Source organism: Pseudonocardia sp., assembly GCF_025965585.1.
Lineage (GTDB): Bacteria > Actinomycetota > Actinomycetes > Mycobacteriales > Pseudonocardiaceae > Pseudonocardia.
Map to the genome: position 1 here is coordinate 1 of NZ_JAOPWR010000202.1, position 19,868 is coordinate 19,868.

At 73.5% G+C, this 19,868-nt stretch carries 19 protein-coding genes; 16 read left to right on the plus strand and 3 right to left on the minus strand.

Annotated features, from left to right (window positions below; translation table 11 throughout):
- The first annotated feature begins 193 nt into the window (after positions 1-193).
- The gene (locus JWR81_RS12900) at positions 194-565 is read left to right on the plus strand and encodes a potassium channel family protein (RefSeq protein ID WP_297651061.1); all 372 of its coding nucleotides are present in this window, start codon (positions 194-196) and stop codon (positions 563-565) included.
- On the opposite strand, the gene JWR81_RS12905 is transcribed toward JWR81_RS12900, so the two are convergent.
- Positions 453-1,577, minus strand: a complete 1,125-nt coding sequence (locus JWR81_RS12905) for a low specificity L-threonine aldolase (protein ID WP_297650963.1) — start codon at positions 1,575-1,577, stop codon at positions 453-455. The two genes, JWR81_RS12900 and JWR81_RS12905, sit on opposite strands and share 113 nt — an antisense overlap.
- A 147-nt stretch (positions 1,578-1,724) precedes the next feature.
- On the opposite strand from JWR81_RS12905, the gene JWR81_RS12910 reads away from it, so the two are divergent.
- The 6 genes from JWR81_RS12910 to JWR81_RS12935 all read left to right on the plus strand — a co-directional run bounded on the left by JWR81_RS12910 (position 1,725) and on the right by JWR81_RS12935 (position 6,837).
- The gene (locus tag JWR81_RS12910) at positions 1,725-2,243 is read left to right on the plus strand and encodes a SigE family RNA polymerase sigma factor (protein WP_297650965.1); all 519 of its coding nucleotides are present in this window, start codon (positions 1,725-1,727) and stop codon (positions 2,241-2,243) included.
- 40 nt (positions 2,244-2,283) lie between these two features.
- Positions 2,284-2,940 (plus strand): hypothetical protein, encoded by a 657-nt coding sequence (locus tag JWR81_RS12915; RefSeq protein ID WP_297650967.1) that lies wholly within the window; start codon positions 2,284-2,286, stop codon positions 2,938-2,940.
- Between the two features lie 187 nt (positions 2,941-3,127).
- Positions 3,128-3,682, plus strand: a complete 555-nt coding sequence (locus JWR81_RS12920) for a TetR/AcrR family transcriptional regulator (protein ID WP_297650969.1) — start codon at positions 3,128-3,130, stop codon at positions 3,680-3,682.
- Between the two features lie 110 nt (positions 3,683-3,792).
- The gene (purB, locus tag JWR81_RS12925) at positions 3,793-5,211 is read left to right on the plus strand and encodes an adenylosuccinate lyase (protein WP_297650971.1); all 1,419 of its coding nucleotides are present in this window, start codon (positions 3,793-3,795) and stop codon (positions 5,209-5,211) included.
- Complete coding sequence (locus tag JWR81_RS12930) at positions 5,208-6,053, plus strand: phosphoribosylaminoimidazolesuccinocarboxamide synthase (RefSeq protein ID WP_297650973.1); 846 nt, start codon at positions 5,208-5,210, stop codon at positions 6,051-6,053. The genes purB and JWR81_RS12930 overlap by 4 nt, the downstream gene beginning before the upstream one ends.
- 13 nt (positions 6,054-6,066) lie before the next feature.
- Entirely contained in the window at positions 6,067-6,837 is a 771-nt protein-coding gene (locus JWR81_RS12935; RefSeq protein ID WP_297650975.1) for a DUF2334 domain-containing protein, read from the plus strand.
- A gap of 97 nt (positions 6,838-6,934) precedes the next feature.
- Here the strand turns inward: JWR81_RS12935 and JWR81_RS12940 are convergent, their stop codons facing one another.
- Both JWR81_RS12940 and JWR81_RS12945 read right to left on the minus strand, forming a co-directional pair.
- Positions 6,935-7,561: an MBL fold metallo-hydrolase gene (locus tag JWR81_RS12940; protein WP_297650977.1), complete on the minus strand. Its 627-nt coding sequence runs from the start codon at positions 7,559-7,561 to the stop codon at positions 6,935-6,937.
- 49 nt (positions 7,562-7,610) lie between these two features.
- Positions 7,611-8,603: an NAD-dependent epimerase/dehydratase family protein gene (locus tag JWR81_RS12945; RefSeq protein ID WP_297650978.1), complete on the minus strand. Its 993-nt coding sequence runs from the start codon at positions 8,601-8,603 to the stop codon at positions 7,611-7,613.
- Positions 8,604-8,719: 116 nt separating this feature from the next.
- Here JWR81_RS12945 and purS point away from each other — a divergent pair, with 116 nt between their 5' ends.
- The 9 genes from purS to purF all read left to right on the plus strand — a co-directional run bounded on the left by purS (position 8,720) and on the right by purF (position 19,817).
- The gene (purS, locus tag JWR81_RS12950; protein WP_297650980.1) at positions 8,720-8,953 is read left to right on the plus strand and encodes a phosphoribosylformylglycinamidine synthase subunit PurS; all 234 of its coding nucleotides are present in this window, start codon (positions 8,720-8,722) and stop codon (positions 8,951-8,953) included.
- Complete coding sequence (gene purQ, locus JWR81_RS12955) at positions 8,950-9,621, plus strand: phosphoribosylformylglycinamidine synthase subunit PurQ (RefSeq protein WP_297650982.1); 672 nt, start codon at positions 8,950-8,952, stop codon at positions 9,619-9,621. The genes purS and purQ overlap by 4 nt, the downstream gene beginning before the upstream one ends.
- Positions 9,622-9,718: 97 nt before the next feature.
- Positions 9,719-10,897, plus strand: a complete 1,179-nt coding sequence (locus tag JWR81_RS12960) for a SpoIIE family protein phosphatase (protein ID WP_297650984.1) — start codon at positions 9,719-9,721, stop codon at positions 10,895-10,897.
- On the plus strand, positions 10,894-12,468 hold the full coding sequence (locus tag JWR81_RS12965; protein WP_297650986.1) for an ATP-binding protein: 1,575 nt from the start codon (positions 10,894-10,896) through the stop codon (positions 12,466-12,468). Before JWR81_RS12960 ends, JWR81_RS12965 begins: the two co-directional genes overlap by 4 nt.
- Entirely contained in the window at positions 12,465-12,911 is a 447-nt protein-coding gene (locus JWR81_RS12970; protein ID WP_297650988.1) for a response regulator, read from the plus strand. Before JWR81_RS12965 ends, JWR81_RS12970 begins: the two co-directional genes overlap by 4 nt.
- A gap of 235 nt (positions 12,912-13,146) precedes the next feature.
- A complete protein-coding gene (gene purL, locus JWR81_RS12975) occupies positions 13,147-15,444 on the plus strand; it encodes a phosphoribosylformylglycinamidine synthase subunit PurL (RefSeq protein WP_297650990.1) in 2,298 nt (765 codons plus the stop codon).
- Between the two features lie 61 nt (positions 15,445-15,505).
- Positions 15,506-15,862 carry a sterol carrier family protein gene (locus JWR81_RS12980; protein WP_297650992.1) on the plus strand — a complete coding sequence of 119 codons (357 nt, stop codon included), beginning with the start codon at positions 15,506-15,508 and terminating at the stop codon, positions 15,860-15,862.
- A gap of 130 nt (positions 15,863-15,992) precedes the next feature.
- Positions 15,993-18,164: an EAL domain-containing protein gene (locus JWR81_RS12985; protein ID WP_297650994.1), complete on the plus strand. Its 2,172-nt coding sequence runs from the start codon at positions 15,993-15,995 to the stop codon at positions 18,162-18,164.
- A gap of 138 nt (positions 18,165-18,302) precedes the next feature.
- Positions 18,303-19,817, plus strand: coding sequence for an amidophosphoribosyltransferase (purF, locus tag JWR81_RS12990; protein ID WP_297651063.1), 1,515 nt, complete (start codon positions 18,303-18,305; stop codon positions 19,815-19,817).
- The last annotated feature ends 51 nt before the right edge of the window (positions 19,818-19,868 follow it).

Below are 19,868 nucleotides of genomic sequence, written 5' to 3' on the forward strand. Positions count from 1 at the left end.
GGACGTCGAGGAGGCCCTGCGCAGGCTCGGGACCTGGATCAACCGGTAGCGCGAGCCCTACGCTCCGCCGCATGGCCGCCGTCGACACGCCGGGCGCTGATCCGATCACCGGCGAGCCGCGGATCGCCGCCGGGGACCGCCGCGTCGACCGGCCGCTCACCTGCAGGCCCAGCGCGGCGCCCCCGGCGCGTCGATCACCACGCTCGGCGAGGCCGTCTGGTGGACGATCACCACGACATCGACGGTCGGCTACCGCGACAGCTACCCCGTGACGTTCGAGGGCAGGCCGGCCGCGGCGCTGATGGTCGCCGGGATCGCGCTGCTCGGCGTCGTGACGGCGCCGATCGCGAGCTGGTTCGTGGAGAACCTGCGTCGCACCGTTCGTGACGTGGAGCAGGGGATCGAGCAGGACGCCGCCCGCACCGAGGTGCAGCTCGCGGAGCTGCGGACGGTCAGCGCGCGGCCGGTCGAGCTGGAGCGCGACCGCCGCCCGACCTGTCCGCGGGGCCGCCGTTGGTGCGCGGCGGCGGCACGATCGGGCCGATGCGGTCGAGCGCCACGGTGATGTCGGCGTCGGTGAGATCGGCGTGGGTCATCAGCCGGACCTGGCCCGACATCGTCGACACCCGCACGCCCGCCTCCTCGAAGCGGCGCAGCGAGCCGTCGAGATCGGCGACGGCCACCAGCACGATGTTGGTCTCCGGCGTGGACGCGCGCCAGCCACGCTCCTGCAGGCCGCCGGCCAGCGTGCGGGCGCGGGCGTGGTCCTCGGCGAGGCGGTCGATACGGTCCAGCGCGACGAGGCCGGCCGCGGCCAGCACCCCGCCCTGTCGGACCCCGCCGCCCAGCATCTTGCGGAGCCGCCGTGCCTCCTCGACGAACTCCACGGAGCCGGCCACCACCGAGCCGACTGGGGCGCCGAGGCCCTTGCTGAGGCAGACCTGGACGGTGTCGGCGCCGACGGTCAAGGCGGCGGGAGGCACGCCAAGCGCGACGGCGGCATGCCAGAGCCGGGCGCCGTCGAGGTGCACCTTCAGCTTCGCCCGCCGGGCCGCGGCCGCGACGGCGGCGTGCTCCTCGGGGGCGGTGACGGTGCCGCCGGCGGCGTTGTGGGTGTTCTCCAGGCACAGGAGCGTGGCGCGCAGCGTGTAGTAGGGCCCGGTCGAGCCCGCGGCCCGGCGCACCGCGTCGGGGGAGACCTTGCCGGGGCCGGCGTCGTGCGACAGCGGCTTGGGCATGCCGCCCGCCAGCCACGCGGCCGTGCCGAGCTCGGCGTCGAGGACGTGCGACCCGGTGGGCGCGAGGAACGTGTCGCCGCGGCGGATGTGGCTCATCAGCGCGATGAGGTTGCCCATCGAGCCGCTCGGCGTCCACAGCGCGTCGGCGGCACCGAGCAGGCCCGCCACCCGTTCCTCCAGCTCACGCATGGTGGGGTCGCGGTCCAGCACGTCGTCGCCCACCTCGGCGGCGGCCATCGCCGCGCGCATCTGCTTGGTGGGCTTCGTGACGGTGTCCGAACGGAGGTCGACAGGACCGTCGTGGGTCGCCGCTCGCCGCGCTCGCGATGTGGGTCGCACGAACCCTGATTCAACCAGGAGGCGGCCAACGGATTGCGGCAGGGTCACGGAACGATCACGGCGTTGGGCCGTTCGGGTCACGGTGGGTCCGACGTGCAACCGTGTCGCGTCCTCCCCGTCCTGGGACCGACCGTGAGAAGGGGTGACGTGGACGACGACGCCGAGCGCGAGTTCTCGGAGTACTTCCGCGCGCGCCGGGACGCCGTCCGCCGCACGGCCTACCTGCTCTGCGGGGACTGGCACCGCGCCGACGACCACGCCCAGGCCGCGTTCGTCGCGCTGCACCGGAGCTGGCGGAAGATCCGGGACAGGGCAGCACTCGACGCCTGGATGCGCCGCACGCTGGTGCGCGCCGTCGTGGACGAGTCCCGGCGGCCATGGCGACGGGAGCGGTCCACGGCCGAGCCGGTCGAGGTGGGCGCCGCCGCACCGGCCTCGGACGGGGTCGCCACGCGTCACGTCCTCGTGGACGGGCTGCGCTCGGTGCCGCCACGGCAGCGGGCCGTGCTGGTGTTGCGCTACCTGGAGGGACTCGACGTCGCCGGCACCGCGGCGGCGCTGGGGTGCTCGGAGGGCACCGTGAAGAGCCAGACCGCCCACGGCCTCGCCGCGCTGCGGACAGCACTGGGCGACGCGCTCGACGACCTGGCGGAGGGAGCGGCATGAGCACACCCGCCGACGTCCTCGTTCCCGCGGAGGCTGCGACATGACCGACGACGAGAAGCTCACCGCGCTGTTCCGCGACGCGGCCGGCGGGGACGCGCCCCCGCCCGGGTTCGGCTACGGCGAGGTCACCGCGGCCTCACGGCGGATCACGATCCGCCGGCGGGCGGCGCTGGTCGGCGGCGCGGTCGCGCTCGTGGCCGTGGCCGGGATCGGGTCCGCCGTGGCGCTGCCCCGAGGCTCCGAGGGCACGGCGAGCAGTGCCGCGGCCCCTGCCAGGGCGCCCCAGGCCGAGGGCGCGCCGGAGACCGAGCGGCAGACCGCGGGCACCGCTGTTGCGCCGCTGGGCCCGGGCACCACCGGGTGCGCGAACCGGCAGGACCCCGCGCTGCGTGCCCTCGTCGACCAGGCGCTGCCCGCACTCACCGGTGCGACGGAGGCCGCCACCACCGACGTCTGCCTGCCCGGGACCCAGCGCGGGGTGAACCTGGAGGTCACGGACGGCGGCTCGACGGGACTGATGACCGTCACGTACCTGCCGCCGGGCACGCAGGCCTCGCTCGTCCACGGGGCGATCAGCGCCCCCACCGCGTCCGGCGGCACGGTGATCATCAGCTCCGAGGCCGTCGGCTCGGAGCGGCCGGCGCCCTTCGCCGGCCGGCTGCCGTCCGTTCTCGCTTTTCTCGCCGCACGCCTGTAGAGAAGGCTCCACCCGTGCCGGGAGGATCGACATGGCCGGACGAAGGGCCGTTGCCGTGCTGCGGTGGCCGTTGCCGTGACCGGTGTGCCGGCCGTCGTGGAACACATCGAGGGCAGCGGGTACGCGCAGCCGGGCTGACCACGGGCTCCGCTACAGCTCCCGCCTGCGGGGAGCGGACAATGGTCACGTGGGCACGGCGAAGGGTGAGCGCCGGCGGCAGGAGCTGGTGACGGCCGCCGCCGAGCTGCTGCGCTCCGGCGGCTTCGACGCCGTCCGCCACCGGGCCGTGGCCGAGAAGGCGGGCCTGCCGCTGGCGTCCACCACCTACTACTTCGCGTCGCTCGACGACCTCGTCACCGCCGCCGTCGAGCGCACCAGCCGCGATGAGCTCGCCGAGGGCCACGAGCAGCTCGCCGCCAACCCTGGCGACCTGGCCGAGGTGGTGCTCGACCTCCTGCTCGGCCCGGAGTCGCGCGGCGGCGGCCTGGAGGCGGTGCTGCTGCGCTACGAGCGGCTCGTCGGCGCCGGGCGGCGCCCCTACCTCGCCCCGCTCATGCGCGAGCTGCGTGGCGAGCTGGACGCGCTGCTCGCCGAGATCCTCGCCCGCTCCGGGCGCCCGCTGGACGAGGTGGCGCTGCGCGACCTCGTGTCGCTCGTCGACGGCGCGGTGATCAGTGCGCTGATCGAGGCCGACCCCGACCCCCGGGCCGCCGCCCGCGAGGTGCTGCTCCGCCATCTCTAGCAGTCCGATCCGCGCGCCGTTTTGCGTCCGCGCACCGTCCGTGGACGGTGCGACGACGCAAAACGACGCGCAGATACGGTGCGCGACCGGGGCGCCTAACATTGCTGCACGTGATCCCCAACGTGCTGGCCGCCCGCTACGCGAGCCCCGAGCTCGTCCGGCTCTGGTCGCCCGAGTACAAGATCGTGCTGGAGCGCCGACTGTGGATCGCGGTCCTCCGCGCCCAGCGCGACCTCGGCATCGACGTCCCGGACGGCGTCGTCGAGGCGTACGAGGCCGTTGTCGAGGACGTGGACCTCGCCTCCATCGCCGCCCGCGAGCGCGTCACGCGCCATGACGTGAAGGCGCGCATCGAGGAGTTCTGCGCGCTCGCCGGTCACGAGCACATCCACAAGGGCATGACCAGCCGCGACCTGACGGAGAACGTCGAGCAGCTGCAGATCCGGCTCTCGCTGGAGCACATCCGCGACCGGGCCGTCGCGATCCTGGCCCGGCTCGCGCGCCGCGCCGCCGAGAACGCCGAGCTGACGATGGCCGGCCGCAGCCACAACGTCGCCGCGCAGGCCACCACGCTCGGCAAGCGCTTCGCCTCCGCCGCCGACGAGCTGCTCGTCGCGTTCGCGCGGCTGGAGGAGCTGCAGGCCCGCTACCCGCTGCGCGGCATCAAGGGCCCGATGGGGACGTCGCAGGACATGCTCGACCTTCTCGGCGGCGACGCCACCAAGCTCGCCTCGCTGGAGTCCCGCGTGGCCGAGCACCTCGGTTTCTCCGGGGCGCTCACCAGCGTCGGGCAGGTCTATCCGCGCTCGCTCGATTTCGACGTGCTGTCCGCGCTGGTCCAGCTGGCCGCGGGCCCGTCCTCGCTGGCCACGACCATCCGGCTGATGGCGGGCATCGAGCTGGCCACCGAGGGCTTCCAGCCGGGGCAGGTCGGGTCGTCGGCGATGCCGCACAAGATGAACTCGCGGTCCACCGAGCGCATCAACGGGATGATGGTGCTGCTGCGCGGCTACGCCGGGATGGCCGGCGAGCTGGCCGGGTCGCAGTGGAACGAGGGCGACGTCTCCGACTCGGTGGTGCGCCGGGTGGCGCTGCCCGATGCGTTCTTCGCCCTCGACGGCCTGTTCGAGACCACGCTGACCGTGCTCGACGAGTTCGGCGCCTACCCGGCCGTGATCGCCCGCGAGCTGGACCGCTACCTGCCCTTCCTCGGCACCACCGCCGTGCTCATGGCGGCGGTGCGCGCGGGCGTCGGCCGTGAGACCGCCCACGAGGTGATCAAGGAGCACGCCGTCGGCGTCGCGCTGGCGATGCGGGAGAAGGGCCAGGTCGAGAACGACCTCATCGCCCGGCTCGCCGGCGACGACCGGCTCGGCCTGCCCGCGGGCCTGCTCGACGGGCTGCTCGCCGACCCGCTGAAGTTCACCGGCGCGGCCGTCTCCCAGGTCGCCGCCGTCGTCGCGCGCGTCCAGGAGGTCGTCGACGCCCACCCCGACGCCGCCGCCTACACCCCCGGAGCCATCCTGTGAAGCTGCTGCACTCGGGCAAGGTCCGCGACGTCTACGAGGACCGGGGCGACCTGATCCTCGTCGCGTCCGACCGGATCTCGGTCTACGACGTCGTGCTGCCGACGGCCGTGCCGGACAAGGGCGCGGTGCTCACGCGGCTGTCGCTGTGGTGGTTCGACAAGCTCGCCGACCTCGTGCCTCATCACGTGATCTCCGCCACCGACGTGCCCGCCGAGTTCGCCGGCCGGGCCGTGCGGTGCCGGAAGCTGGAGATGCTCCCCGTCGAGTGCATCGCGCGCGGCTACCTCGCCGGCCTGGGGCTCAAGGAGTACCAGAAGCAGGGCACCGTCTCGGGTGTGCCGCTGCCCCCCGGACTCGTCGAGGGCTCGAAGCTGCCGGAGCCGATCTTCACCCCCACCACCAAGGCACCGGTGGGGGAGCACGACGAGTTCATGACGTTCGACGAGGTCGTGGCCCTGATCGGCGCCGATCGGGCTCAGCGGCTGAAGGAGCTCACGCTCGCCGTCTACGCGCGTGGAGCGCAGACGGCCGCCGCGAACGGGATCCTCGTCGCGGACACGAAGCTGGAGTTCGGCCTCGACCCCGAGGGCGCGATCGTGCTGGGCGACGAGGTGCTGACGCCGGACTCGTCGCGCTTCTGGCCCGCCGACCGCTGGAAGCCCGGTGGCCCGCAGTTCTCGTTCGACAAGCAGTACGTGCGCGACTGGTCGTCCACCCTGGACTGGGACCGCACCGCCCCCGGCCCCGAGGTGCCCGCCGAGGTCGTCGACGCCACGCGCGCCCGCTACGTGGAGGTCTACGAACTGATCACCGGAAGCGACTGGGCGTTCACGTCGGTGTGAGTTCATTCCGGGTGTGGCCGCCCGACTGATCGTCTCGCTCTCCGGACTGTCCGACGACTCCCCTGAGTCGCTGCGCCGCGGCGCAGCGTTCGCCGCCGAGCTCGACGCCCTGGGCGTCGCCGTGTCGCACCTACTGCGCCCGCGCACCGGGAGCGGTCCGCTGCGGCCCGGCTCCCCGCTCGTGCGCTGGATGCACGAGCGCCGTGCGGCCGGCGATGTGCTCGTCCTGCACGGCTACGACCACATGCCCGACCCGATCGGGAACTGGCAGGGCTCCGCGCTCGCCCGCGTCGGACGGCGCGCCGAGTTCGCGACGCTGCCCCGGCACGAGGCCGGGCTGCGCCTCACGGCCGCCCGCCGCGTGCTGACGGCCGTGGGCCTGCGCACCGACGGGTTCGTGCCGCCGCGCTGGCTCGCGTCCGAGGGCACGGTGGAGGCGTTGCGCGAGCAGGGGTTCGGGCTGCTCGCCGACGAGACCGGCGTGCGCGTGCTGCGGGACGACGCGGCGACGACGCGGTCCCGCGTGCTGGGCTTCCGGGTCTCCGGCGAGCGCCGCCCGGTGGCCGACGACCAGAAGGCGGCAGAGGCCTGGCGCTGCCGGCTGCTCGAGGCGGAGGTGGCCCGCACGGTCCGCCGCGGCGGGCTGGTGCGGATCAACGTCCGGGCCAAGGACCTCAAGCGCACGCCCCGCCGCGACGCGGTGCTGGCCGCCGTCGGCGCCGCGCTGGACCTGGGCGCCCTTCCCGCCACGTACGAGGCCGCGACGCTGACCCACGCCGCCTGAGCCCCGCGGGCCGGCACGACGCGCGAGTCGGCACGGGCTGGTGCGCGAGTCGACACCGAACGGCGTGCGAGTCGACACCGAACGGCGTGCAGCCGGCTCAGATCGTCGTCGTCTCGGAACGGTCGAGTACGCGGACCTCGGTACCGGCGGGCTTGAGGCTCTCGAACATCCCGTAGTGCATCTGCGGCATCGCCAGCACGGCCTCGTGGATCGGCACGGCGGTGCGGGGTGCCACGGCACGGAGGTAGTCGACGGCCTCGGCGACCTTGAGCCACGGTGCGCCCGTCGGTAGGAGCAGCACCTCGACCGGCGACGGCGGCAGCTGGAAGGCGTCGCCGGGGTGCAGGAGCGTGCCGTCCACCAGGTAGGAGTTGTTGGCGATCACCGGGATGTCCGGGTGGATCACCGCGTGCTCCCCGCCCAGCACGTCGATGTGCGCGCCGGCGACGTCGAACGAGGTCCCGGGTGCGACGACCTCGTGGTCGAACCCGTCCAGCAGGGCTGCACTCTGGGCGTCGACGATCAGCCGCGCGTCGGGGTTGGCCCGCAGCAGCACCTTCAGCTTGTCGGTGTCGAGGTGGTCGAAGTGCTGGTGGGTGACCAGCACGGCGTCCAGGCCGGTGCTGGTCTCGAAGTCGGTCGAGAAGGCGCCGGGGTCGATCAGCAGGCGTGCAGCACCGGTGTCGAGGAGCACGCAGGCATGGCCGAAGTGGGTGATCTGCACGACGCCACTGTGCCACCGCAGAGGCGCCGGCGCCTCGACCCGCGGGGCCTCATGAGAGGAGGAGCTCCTCGTCCTCCGGGGTCAGGCCCGCCACACGGGGGCGGTCGGGGCCGAGGGCGTGCTCGTGGGCCAGGGAGTCGCGCGCCGTCTCGGCGATCGGGCGGCAGCGCAGGCCGGCCGCCGCCGCGGCGGAGGTGTCGTGGGCCGTCATCCCGCGGTGGGTCGGCGGGAGCCACAGCGGCAGCGAGCGCGGGCCCGACCACGGTGTCACGCCCGCTGCCGTGAGGGTCTCGGGCGTGACGGGCACCCGTTCCAGGTCCGGCGCCCCGACCGCGGCGGCCACCTCGTCGAGCAGCGCGCCGAGCGTGGTCCGCGGGCCGCTCCCGTCGAACGTGCCGGTCAGGCCGTCCTCGCCGGCGCGGACGATCCAGTCGGCGAGGTCCCGCACGTCCACGATCTGGGCGGGCTGGCCGGGGTCGTCGGGCACCACCGCCCGCCCGCCGCGGGCGAACCGCTGCGGCCAGTAGCCGAAGCGGTCGCTGCGGTCGCCGGAGCCGCAGATCAGGCCGGCCCGCACGACGAACGCGCGGTCGCCCACCGCGTCCCGGACGGCGTTCTCGGACGCCACCTTGATGGCGCCGTAGGCGTCGGGGTCGTCGGCGGCCGAACGGCCGTGGGCAGCCTCGCGGGGCGGGAGCAGCGGGGCGTCGACGCCCTGCCCGACCGGCCCCGGATCGGCGTAGACGCTGATCGACGACACGAACGTCCAGTGGCCGGCCGTCGCGCCCAGGGCGTCCAGGGCGTCGTGCACCCACGGCAGCGACATCGTGGCGACGTCCACCACGGCGTCGAACCGCTCGCCGCGCAGCGGGTCGAGCGCTTCGGGCTCGTCGCGGTCGACCGGAACGAGCGTGGCGCCCTCGGGCACCGGGCCGGACGCTCCGCGTGCCGCGCACACCACCTCGTGGCCACGTCCGAGGGCGGCCTCCGCCACCGCTGCGGACAGGAAACGCGTTCCTCCGAGCACCAGCCAACGACCCATGCGGCCAGGCTCACCGACCGGGACGCCGGGGGTCAACGCCGTTCGCTGTCGGCGCGACGCCGCGCCCCCGTGCAGCTCCTGGCGACCCTCCTCGACCGAGAACGTAGGCTCACCCCGTGGTCAGAGTGGTGGTGGACGTGATGCCCAAGCCCGAGATCCTCGACCCCCAGGGTCAGGCAGTGGCGGGGGCGCTGGTGCGGCTCGGTGTCGCCGGTGTCGCGGACGTGCGGCAGGGCAAGCACTTCGAGCTCGAGGTCGACGACGCGGTGGACGATGCGACGCTGCACCGCATCGCGGGTGAGCTGCTGGCGAACCCCGTGATCGAGGACTGGGTCGTGAGCCGGGTATGAGGATCGGCGTCATCACCTTCCCGGGCACCCTCGACGACGTCGACGCGGCCCGTGCCGTGCGCTACGCGGGCGCCGAGGCCGTCGCGTTGTGGCACGCCGACCGCGACCTCAAGGGCGTCGACGCCGTGGTCGTGCCCGGTGGCTTCTCCTACGGCGACTACCTGCGCGCCGGCGCCATCGCGAGCATCGCCCCGATCATGACCGAGGTCGTGGCCGCGGCCGGGCGCGCGATGCCGGTGCTCGGCATCTGCAACGGCTTCCAGATCCTCTGCGAGGCGGGGCTGCTGCCCGGGGCGCTCGTGCGCAACGCGGGCCTGCACTTCGTCTGCCGCGATCAGAGGCTGCGCCTCGAGACGAGCTCCACCTCGTGGACCGGCGACCTGACCGCGGGCCAGGAGATCCTCGTCCCCATCAAGAACGCGGAGGGCCGCTACGTCGCCGACGCCGCCACGCTCGCTGAGCTCGAGGACGCCGGCCGCGTGGTGTTCCGGTACGTGGGCGGCAACCCGAACGGTGCGATGAACGACATCGCCGGGATCAGCTCGGCCGACGGCCGCGTGGTGGGTCTCATGCCGCATCCCGAGCACGCCATCGACACTCTGACCGGCCCGTCCACCGACGGTCTCGGACTGTTCACGTCCGTGCTGCGGGCCGCTGCAGCGGCGTGATCCGCGCTCCGCGCTGCGCGTGGGCGGCAGTGGGCCCTACTCTCACCTTCCCGCCGTCCGACCGGTGCTGATGCGGGTGCCGCGAGGAGGCCGCTGAGTGAGTCGTAGTGAACGGACCAGCCGCGTCCACCACGTGCTGCTGGTCGAGGACGACCCGGGCGACGCCTTCCTCGTTGCCGAGCTGCTCGCCGAGGTCGATCCGGAGCTCGCGCTCACCATCACCGAGTCGATGCCCGACGCGCTCGAACACGTCGCGAAGTGCGACTGCGTCCTGCTCGACCTGAACCTGCCCGGCACCCAGGGGCTCGACGGCCTGCGGGCGGTGCTGCGCGCCGACGACAAGGCCGCGGTGTGCGTCCTGACCGGTCTCGACGACGAGCACCTCGGCACCGCCGCGGTGGCCGCCGGCGCCCAGGACTATCTCGTCAAGGGGCAGGTCGACGGCCCGGTGCTGATCCGTTCCATCCGCTACGCCGTCGAGCGGAGGCGCGCGGAGAGCAGCCTCCTGCGTCTGCGCGAGGAGGAGCTGGCCGCCGCGGAGTCGGTACGGCTCGAGCGCGGCCTGCTGCCCTCGCCGCTGCTCGCGGGCAGCGCGGTGCAGGCGCGGTCGTTCTACCGCTCCGGGCGCACGCGGGCCGTGCTCGGCGGCGACTTCTTCGACGCCGTCCTCGGCCCGAACGGCACGGTCCACGCGATCATCGGCGACGTGTGCGGGCACGGGCCCGACGAGGCCGCCCTCGGGGCACTGCTGCGCGTGTCGTGGCGGGCGCTGGTGCTCGCGGGCGTCGACGAGGCCCAGGTGCTGCCGAAGCTGCAGCAGGTGCTGGTCAGCGAGCGGCACGAGCAGAACCTGTTCACCACCGTGTCCACCGTCGCGATCACCCCCGGTGCCGGCGGCCGGGCCGAGGCGCTCGTGCGGCTCGCCGGGCACCCACCGCCCGTGGCGCTGCGTCCCGCGCCACTCGCGCTCGCGCCCACCGTCGGGCTGCCGCTGGGCATCCACCCCGAGGCGAGCTGGGAGGCGCTGCACGTGGTGCTGGACGAGGATTGGGTGCTGCTGCTCTACACCGACGGGCTGATCGAGGGCGCCGGCCCGGTCCCGGGCGAGCTGCTCTGGCCGGAGGGACTGGTCGAGCTGCTGCGCCAGAAGTGCGACACCGACCTGGATGACCTGCCCTCGCGCCTGGTCGAGGACGCCGTGCGGTTCAACGGCGGCCCGCTGCTCGACGACGTCGCGATCCTCGTGCTGTCCGGCCTGCCGGTGGTGGGCCCGTGACCGTCGACGCACCTGTCCGGCGGCGGGTGCTGACGCCGCGCCGCACCGGGGCGGGCGAGCGGCGCTGGCCGTTGTCGCGGATCTTCATGGTCGGCGCGTCGGTGGCGGCGCTCGTCTCGATCGCGGCCGTCGTGCTGGGTGCGCTGGCGCTGTCTCGCCTCACCGCCGCGCGCAGCGCACTGCTCGACGTGGCCGTCCCGGCCGTGATCTCGGCCCAGCAGCTCTCCGGTGCCCTGGTCGACCAGGAGACCGGCGTGCGCGGGTTCGGGCTGACGGGCCGCCAGGACTTCCTGGACCCCTACCGGTCCGGTCGGAGCACCGAGGGCGCCCAGGTGGCCGCTGTGCGGAGCCTCGCCGCCGCCGGAGGGTTCCGCCAGGTCCTCACCGATCTCGACTCCGTCGAGCAGGCGATGACGGACTGGCGCACGGGCTACGCCGAGCCGGTGCTCGCAAAGGCCCCTGCCGCCCCGGGACCCGACACCGGGCGGACGCTCTTCGACCGGGTGCGATCGGCGGTGAGCACCCTGCAGGCCGACCTCGACGTGCAGCGCGTGGCCGCGCGGGACCGGCTCAACGCGGCGGCGGCGTTCCTCACCGGGGTGGGCATCGCGATCGCCGTCGTGTTCGCCGTGTTCCTCGCGGCCGCCGCGGTCGGGCTGCGCCACGCAGTGCTGCGCCCCGTCTCGGACCTCGCCGAGAAGGTGCGCGCCGTCGTCTCCGGTGACGTCCAGCGGCCGGTGCGGGCCACCGGGCCGCGGGAGATCACCGAGCTGGGCGAGGACGTCGAGGCGATGCGGGTGCACATCCTCGCCGACCTCGACGACGTCCAGCGGGCCAACCGCCGCCTCGACGAGCAGACGCGCGAGCTGGAGCGCTCCAACCGCGACCTCGAGCAGTTCGCCTACGTCGCCAGCCACGACCTCCAGGAGCCGCTGCGGAAGGTGTCGAGCTTCTGCCAGCTGCTGCAGCGGCGGTACGGCGGGCAGCTCGACGAGCGCGCCGACCAGTACATCGAGTTCGCCGTCGACGGCGCGTCCCGGATGCAGCGGCTGATCAACGACCTGCTCGCGTTCTCCCGGGTCGGCCGCACCACCGAGGGCTTCGTCCCCGTCGACCTGGGTGCGGTGGCCAAGGCTGCCGCGACGCAGCTCGAGAACGCCCGCGCCGAGGCCGACGGCGAGATCCGGATCGGCGAGCTGCCCACCGTGTCCGGCGACCTCTCGCTGCTGCGCCAGCTGCTGGTCAACCTGGTCGGCAACGCCCTGAAGTTCCACCGCGCGGGCGTCCCCCCGCTGGTCGCCGTGTCGTCGCAGCCCGTCGAGGACGGCTGGGAGATCGCGGTGGCCGACAACGGCATCGGCATCGAGCCCGAGTACGCCGACAAGGTGTTCGTGATCTTCCAGCGGCTGCACGGCCGGGACGTCTACCCGGGCACGGGCATCGGGCTGTCGCTGGCCAAGAAGATCGTCGAGTTCCACGGCGGCCGCATCTGCATCGATGCCCCCGACGGGCCGGGCACGGTCGTCCGTGTCACCCTGCCCGCTGTCCCTGCTCCCGAGGAGAGCCCATGACCGACCCCGACCCCCGCGTCGTGAACGTGCTGCTGGTGGAGGACGACCCCGGCGACGTCCTGATGACACGCGAGGCCTTCGAGGAGTACCTGCACAACCGGCTCGACGTGGTGACCGACGGCGCGGCGGCGCTGTCCTACCTCCGCAAGGAGGAGCCCTACACCGACGTCCCGCGGCCGGACCTGATCCTGCTCGACCTGAACCTGCCGCGCCGCGACGGGCGCGAGGTGCTGGAGGAGGTCAAGGCCGACCCGGCGCTCCAGCACATCCCGGTGATCGTGCTGACCACCTCGCAGGCCGAGGAGGACGTGCTGCGCAGCTACCAGTTGCACGCCAACGCCTACGTCACCAAGCCCGTCGACTTCGACAGCTTCATCGAGGCGATCAAGCAGATCGACCACTTCTTCGTGAGCGTGGTGCAGCTGCCGTCGGGCGGGGCGTGACGCGACCGGAGCCGGTCTCACCGTCCCGAACGGGCCGCTGACGGATCCGGGTCACGCAGGGCGTCCTCGATGTCTGGCGGTGTGCGCCTGTCGCACGGTGCTCCTGTTCGCCGGGCTACGGCGGTATGTCGGGACACGCTCCGGGGCCTGTCACCGGCGCGGAACCGCCGTCATCAGTCCTGACGACCACGGTCAGACGCGGAGCGCGCGCAGCGGTTCCGTAGGCTGGGGAGTCGTGACGACCGTTGTTCCTGCAGACACCGTCGAGAACGCCACCGCGACCCCCGACCAGCCCCAGCCCTACAGCGAGCTGGGCCTCAAGGACGACGAGTACGCCCGGATCCGGGAGATCCTCGGCCGCCGCCCCACCGATGCCGAGCTGGCGATGTACTCGGTGATGTGGAGCGAGCACTGCTCGTACAAGTCCTCGAAGGTGCACCTGGGTTACTTCGGCGAGACCACCACTCCGGAGATGCGCTCCACGATGCTCGCGGGCATCGGCGAGAACGCCGGCGTCGTGGACATCGGAGACGGTTGGGCCGTCACGTTCAAGGTCGAGTCGCACAACCACCCGTCCTACGTGGAGCCCTACCAGGGCGCGGCCACGGGCGTGGGCGGCATCGTGCGCGACATCATGGCGATGGGCGCGCGGCCGATCGCGGTGGCCGACCCCCTGCGCTTCGGCCCGGCCGACGCGGCCGACACCAAGCGGGTGCTGCCGGGTGTCGTCGCCGGAGTGGGGGGCTACGGCAACTCGCTGGGCCTGCCCAACATCGGCGGCGAGCTCGTGTTCGACGCGAGCTACGCCGGCAACCCGCTGCTCAACGCCATGTGCGTCGGCGCCATGCGCGTGGAGGACCTGCACCTGGCGTTCGCGTCCGGCACGGGCAACCAGATCGTCCTGTTCGGCGCCCGCACCGGCCTCGACGGCATCGGTGGCGTGTCCGTCCTGGCCAGCGAGACCTTCGCCGCGGACGAGTCGGCTACAGCCGAGGGCGGCGGCGGCCACAAGAAGAAGCTCCCCGCCGTGCAGGTGGGCGACCCGTTCACCGAGAAGGTGCTCATCGAGTGCTGCCTCGAGCTGATCCGCTCCGGGATCGTCGTGGGTATCCAGGACCTCGGTGGCGCCGGCCTGTCGTGCGCCACGTCCGAGCTGGCCAGCGCCGGTGACGGCGGCATGCACATCGACCTCGACGCCGTGCCGCTGCGCGCCACCGGGATGACCCCGGCCGAGATCCTCTCCAGCGAGTCGCAGGAGCGCATGTGCGCGGTGGTGGCGCCGGAGAACGTCGAGGCGTTCATGGCCGTCTGCGCCAAATGGGACGTGCTGGCTTCGGTCATCGGTGAGGTCACCGACGGCGACCACCTCGTCATCACCTGGAAGGGCGAGACGGTCGTCGACGTGCCGCCACGCACCGTCGCCCACGACGGCCCCGTCTACCACCGGCCCGTGCAGCGCTCCGACGACCAGGACGCGCTGATCGACGACGTCCCCGACCATCTGCCGCGGCCCGCCGCTCCGAGCGAGCTGCGCGACACCGTCCTGCGGATGGCGGCCAGCCCCAACCTGTGCAGCCGCGCCTGGGTCACCGACCAGTACGACCGCTACGTCCGCGGCAACACCACATCGGCCCAGCCCGCCGACGCCGGCATGGTGCGCATCGACGAGGAGAGCGGCCGCGGCATCGCGGTCGCCACCGACTGCAACTCCCGCTTCGTCGCCCTCGACCCGTACGCGGGCGCGCAGCTCGCCCTCGCCGAGGCCTACCGCAACGTCGCCACGTCCGGTGCCGTGCCCGCGGCCGTCACCAACTGCCTCAACTTCGGCTCGCCCGAGGACCCCCACGTGATGTGGCAGTTCCAGCAGGCCGTCCACGGCCTGGCCGACGGCTGCGTGACGCTCGGCATCCCCGTCACCGGCGGCAACGTCAGCTTCTACAACCAGACCGGTGCGCAGGCGATCCTGCCCACGCCGGTGATCGGTGTCCTCGGCGTGATCGACGACGTCGCCACGCGGGTCCGCTCGGGCTTCACCCGCGACGGCGACGTCGTGATCCTCCTCGGCGACACCCGCGACGAGCTGGGCGGCAGCGAGTGGGCGCACGTCGTCCACGGTCATCTGGGTGGCCGCCCGCCCGCGGTGGACCTCCTCGCCGAGCAGCGCCTCGCGGGGGTCCTCGCCGCCGCGGTGGCCGCGGGGCGGCTCACCGGTTCCCACGACCTGTCCGACGGCGGGCTCGCCCAGGCGCTCGTCGAGGCCTGTCTCGTGGGTGGGCGCGGCGCCACCCTCACGCTCCCGGCAGCGCTCGACCCGTTCGTCGCGCTGTTCTCCGAGTCGGCGGGCCGGGTGCTCGTCACCACGGCGCCCGACCAGGCCGGCGCACTGCTGGCCGCGGCGGAGTCCGCCGGCGTGCCGGCCCGGGCGCTGGGCACCACCGGCGGTGACGCGCTCGTGGTCGGCGAGATCCCGGCGCTGCCGCTCGACGAGCTGCGCGTCGCGTGGGAAGGCACGTTGCCCGCGCTTTTCGGATGACCCGTTTCCGGGCACCTGTCCGAACGGACGGGTGCTCCCGCTCTCGGTTACCGTCGCGGGCGTGGTTGCCGAATCCGCCGACGCCGACCGGGACGGCGTTCTCGCGTGGCTGAACGGGGGTCCGACCCCCGACAGGCCGGTGCTGCGTGCGGCCGTCAAGGAGAGCCTGGCCGCCCTCGTCGAGGCCGCGCCGGGACGCAGCGTCGAGGTTCGGGTTCCGCCGTTCGGAGCAGTGCAGTGCGTCATGGGCCCGCGGCACGGCCGCGGCACCCCGCCCAACGTGGTGGAGGCCGATCCCCGTACCTGGCTCTCACTGGTCACCGGTCGTATGACCTGGGCCGATGCCCTGGCAGGCGGATGGCTGAGCGCATCCGGTACCCGAACGGGTGAGGTCGCCCGGCTGCTCCCGCTGGGTTGATACGAACGGGTTGCCCCGCGTTCCCCAGAGGTGGACACGGACAACACGTGGTGGCGCAAACGGCCGGTGGCGCGGAAACTTGCTCCGATCAGGGTATGCCTTGACCGATCGGGCGACGGGAGGTGGCGGTGTGGTCGCGCCGCGAGGCCTTCCTGATCCCATCCGCGTCACGCCGCCGGTGCCCTTCCCCCGTCTCGCGGACGATCCCGCCCCCCTGCCCGACGCGATCGCGCGGCTGGCGGTGCGGTGGGCGGCGCTCGCCCCGCCCGGTCCCGAGCGCCCCGATGTCGCCGAGCACCTCGCCACGGTCCTGCGCAAGCTGACCGCGGTGCTGCGCGCCGAGCCGTTCCGGGCGCCCGCGGCACGTGACATCGGGGCGGACGTGCTGGCCTCGGGCGTGTGCGGGGACCCGCTCACCGACCCCGTCGAGGACCTCCTGCCCGCCTGCTCCCGGCTGCTGCGGGGCAGCGCGGTGACGCTCGGCGCGTCCGGTCCGGAGGGCGGCACGAGGCTGATGGAGGCGCTCGACGAGATGGTGGCGGGCTTCGCGCGGGCGCTGGCCGGCGCGGGCTCCGGCGTCCGTCCCCCGCCGGAGGCCCTCGGCGGCGTCGACCCGGTGCTGATGGTGGACGACCGGCACTACCGCGCCCTCTACGAGCAGGGCGCGGTCGGGATGTGCTTCGCGACGCTCGACGGCCACGTCGTCGACGCCAACCCGGCACTGTGCCGGATGCTCGGGATGGACGCGCTGGTGCACCCGCAGCCGCTGTCGGACTTCATCCACCCCGACGACCTGCCCGACATCATCGAGCGCTACCACCGGATCGTCCGGGCCGAACCCGAGACGATGCGCACCGAGGTGCGGCTCGTCCGGCCCGACTCCGGCGTGATCTGGGTCCAGATGACGGCGTCGCTTGTGCTGCACGACGACGGCACCCCGTCGCACCTGATGGCCGTCGTCAAGGACACCTCCGAGCGTCGGCGCCAGCGTGCCGGGGTGCCCCGCGCCTCGACACGCGACCAGCTCACCCGGCTCCCCGGGCCCGCGCTCGCCGAGCAGTGGCTGCACCGCGCGTACGCGCCGGGCGGCGCCACCCGCGTCGGCATCTGCGCGCTGGACCTCGACGGCTTCCAGGCGGTCAACGACGCGCTCGGCGACGACATCGGCGACCGGCTGCTGCTCGCCGTGGTGGGCAGGCTGCAGCTCGCAGCGGGCGACAACCTCGTCACGCGCGCGGGCAGCGACGAGTTCACGGTGCTGATGGCCGACCCGGAGAACGTCGCGGACGTCTGCCGCTTCGCCGACCGCCTGCAGGCCACGCTGGCCACCCCGTTCGTGATCGGCGGGCACACCGTGGGGGTCACCGTCAGCATCGGGGTGGCCGAGGGGGCCACGGCGCGGACGTGTGCGATGGAGATGCGGCGCTCCGCCGAGGTGGCCCGGTCCTGGGCGAAGGCGATGGGCGGCGGGCGCCGCGTGGTGTTCGACCACCAGCGCGACGCGGGGGAGGCGACCCGGTTCGCGCTGTTGGGCGGACTCCGGGGCGGCATCGACCGCTCCGAGTTCCGGCTGGACTACCAGCCGCTCGTCCGCCTGTCCGACGGCAGGCTCACCGGCGTCGAGGCGCTGGTGCGCTGGCACCATCCCGAGCAGGGGCTGATCGGCCCGGGCCGGTTCATCGAGCTGGCCGAGTACAGCGGCGCGATCGTGCCGCTGGGGCGGTGGGTGCTGCGCACGGCCTGCGAGCAGGCGGCGGTGTGGTGGGGGGAGCTCGGCGACGAGGCGCCGTACGTCAGCGTCAACGTCTCGCCCGTGCAGCTGGCCGAGTCCGGCTGGCTGGACGAGGTGATGGCGGTCCTCGGGTCCACCGGGCTGCCACCCCGCAAGCTCCAGCTGGAGATCACCGAGCAGGCGGTGCTCGGGGACGACGCGTCGGTGACGGACGCGCTGGTCGCCCTGCGCGACGCGGGCGTCCGACTGGCGCTCGACGACTTCGGCACCGGCTACTCCAGCCTGGCCTGGCTGCGCAGGCTGCCGGTGCACGCGCTGAAGATCGACGGCTCGTTCATCGACGGGCTGCGCAACGCCGCAGCCGACCCCGTCGACACCTCGATCGTGCGGGCACTGATCGACATGGCCCACGCGCTGGGCCTGGAGGTCACCGCGGAATGGGTGGAGACCACGCTGCAGGGCGACCGTCTGCGCTCGATGGGCTGTGACGTCGGTCAGGGGCGCTGGTTCGGTGACGCCGGTCCCGGAGAGTGGGTGCCCGGGCTCTGGCGGCGTAGCATCGGCGATTGATTCGTCCTGCGTCGTCGCTGTGCCTAGGAGTCTGTCGTGCGCCCGAGTTCCACTCGGAACAGCCAGCCCACCGACCCCGATCTCGACCCGGACGCCCTCCATCCGGACAGTGACCCGGCACCCCGCGAGGAGTGCGGCGTGTTCGGCGTCTGGGCCCCGGGTGAGGACGTCGCAAACCTCACCTACTACGGCCTCTACGCACTGCAGCACCGCGGCCAGGAGGCGGCGGGCATCGCCGTGTCGGACGGGCGCCGCATGGTGGTGTTCAAGGACCTCGGGCTGGTCAGCCAGGTCTTCGACGAGCAGATCCTGTCCTCGCTCAAGGGACACGTGGCCGTCGGGCACTGCCGCTACTCCACCACCGGGTCCACCACCTGGGAGAACGCGCAGCCCACGTTCCGCACCACGGCCACCGGCAGCGGCATCGCCCTGGGCCACAACGGCAACCTCGTCAACACCGCCGAGCTGCGCGACGAGGTCATGGCGCTGGTCGACGGCGGCTCGAAGTCGGGGCGCACCCGCATCCAGGCCAGCACCGACTCCGACCTCATCGCCGAGCTGCTCGCCGCCACCGCCGCCGACATCGGCGTCGAGGAGGCCGCGATGCGGCTGCTGCCCCGCGTCCGGGGCGCGTTCTCGCTGGTCTTCGCCGACGAGCAGACGCTCTACGCCGCCCGCGACCCCCACGGCGTCCGCCCGCTGGTGCTCGGTCGCCTCGAGCGCGGTTGGGTCGTGGCCAGCGAGACCGCGGCGCTCGACATCGTCGGCGCCTCCATGGTGCGGGAGGTCGAGCCCGGCGAGCTGCTCGCCATCGACGCCGACGGGCTGCGCAGCTCCCGCTTCGCCGCGCCCGAGCCCAAGGGCTGCGTCTTCGAGTACGTCTACCTCGCCCGGCCCGACACCTCCATCTCCGGCCGCTCGGTGCACGCCACGCGCGTCGAGATCGGCCGCAGGCTCGCCGCCGAGCACCCGGTCGAGGCCGACCTGGTGATCCCCGTGCCGGAGTCGGGCACGCCCGCGGCCATCGGCTACGCGCAGGGCGCCGGCATCCCCTACGGCCAGGGGCTGGTGAAGAACCAGTACGTCGGCCGCACGTTCATCCAGCCGAGTCAGACCATCCGCCAGCTGGGCATCCGGCTCAAGCTCAACCCGCTGCGCGACGTCATCCGCGGCAAGCGGCTCGTCGTCGTCGACGATTCGATCGTCCGCGGCAACACCCAGCGCGCGCTCGTCCGCATGCTGCGTGAGGCCGGCGCACTCGAGGTCCACGTGCGCATCGCATCACCGCCGGTCAAGTGGCCGTGCTTCTACGGCATCGACTTCGCCACCCGCGCCGAGCTCGTGGCGAGCGGCGTCGACAACGAGGGCGTGCGCCGCTCGATCGGCTCCGACTCCCTCGGCTACGTCTCGCTCGAGGGCCTCATCGCCGCGAGCGAGCAGCCGAAGTCGCGGCTGTGCTCGGCCTGCTTCGACGGCGAGTACCCGATCCCGCTGCCCAACGAGGCGCGGCTCGGCAAGCACCTCCTCGAGGAGCTGTCGGCTCCCGCCACGGCGCAGAGCGCCGTCGCCCCCGACGTCACGGGGGCCGCGTCCGGCGATGCCGGACCGCTCGCCGTCGGTTACGGTGCCGCGGACGCCCTGCGCATACCCTGACGCAGCGCACCTCGGCCCGGCGGGCCCCACCAGCGGTCCGCTCCAGCACCA

Excerpts from the sequence above, each read along its gene's own strand:
- JWR81_RS12945 (WP_297650978.1), bottom strand. The coding sequence starts at position 8,603 with ATGGGTCGTTGGCTGGTGCTCGGAGGAACGCGTTTCCTGTCCGCAGCG.
- purQ (WP_297650982.1), top strand. The coding sequence starts at position 8,950 with ATGAGGATCGGCGTCATCACCTTCCCGGGCACCCTCGACGACGTCGAC.
- JWR81_RS12970 (WP_297650988.1), top strand. The coding sequence starts at position 12,465 with ATGACCGACCCCGACCCCCGCGTCGTGAACGTGCTGCTGGTGGAGGAC.
- JWR81_RS12915 (WP_297650967.1), top strand. The coding sequence starts at position 2,284 with ATGACCGACGACGAGAAGCTCACCGCGCTGTTCCGCGACGCGGCCGGC.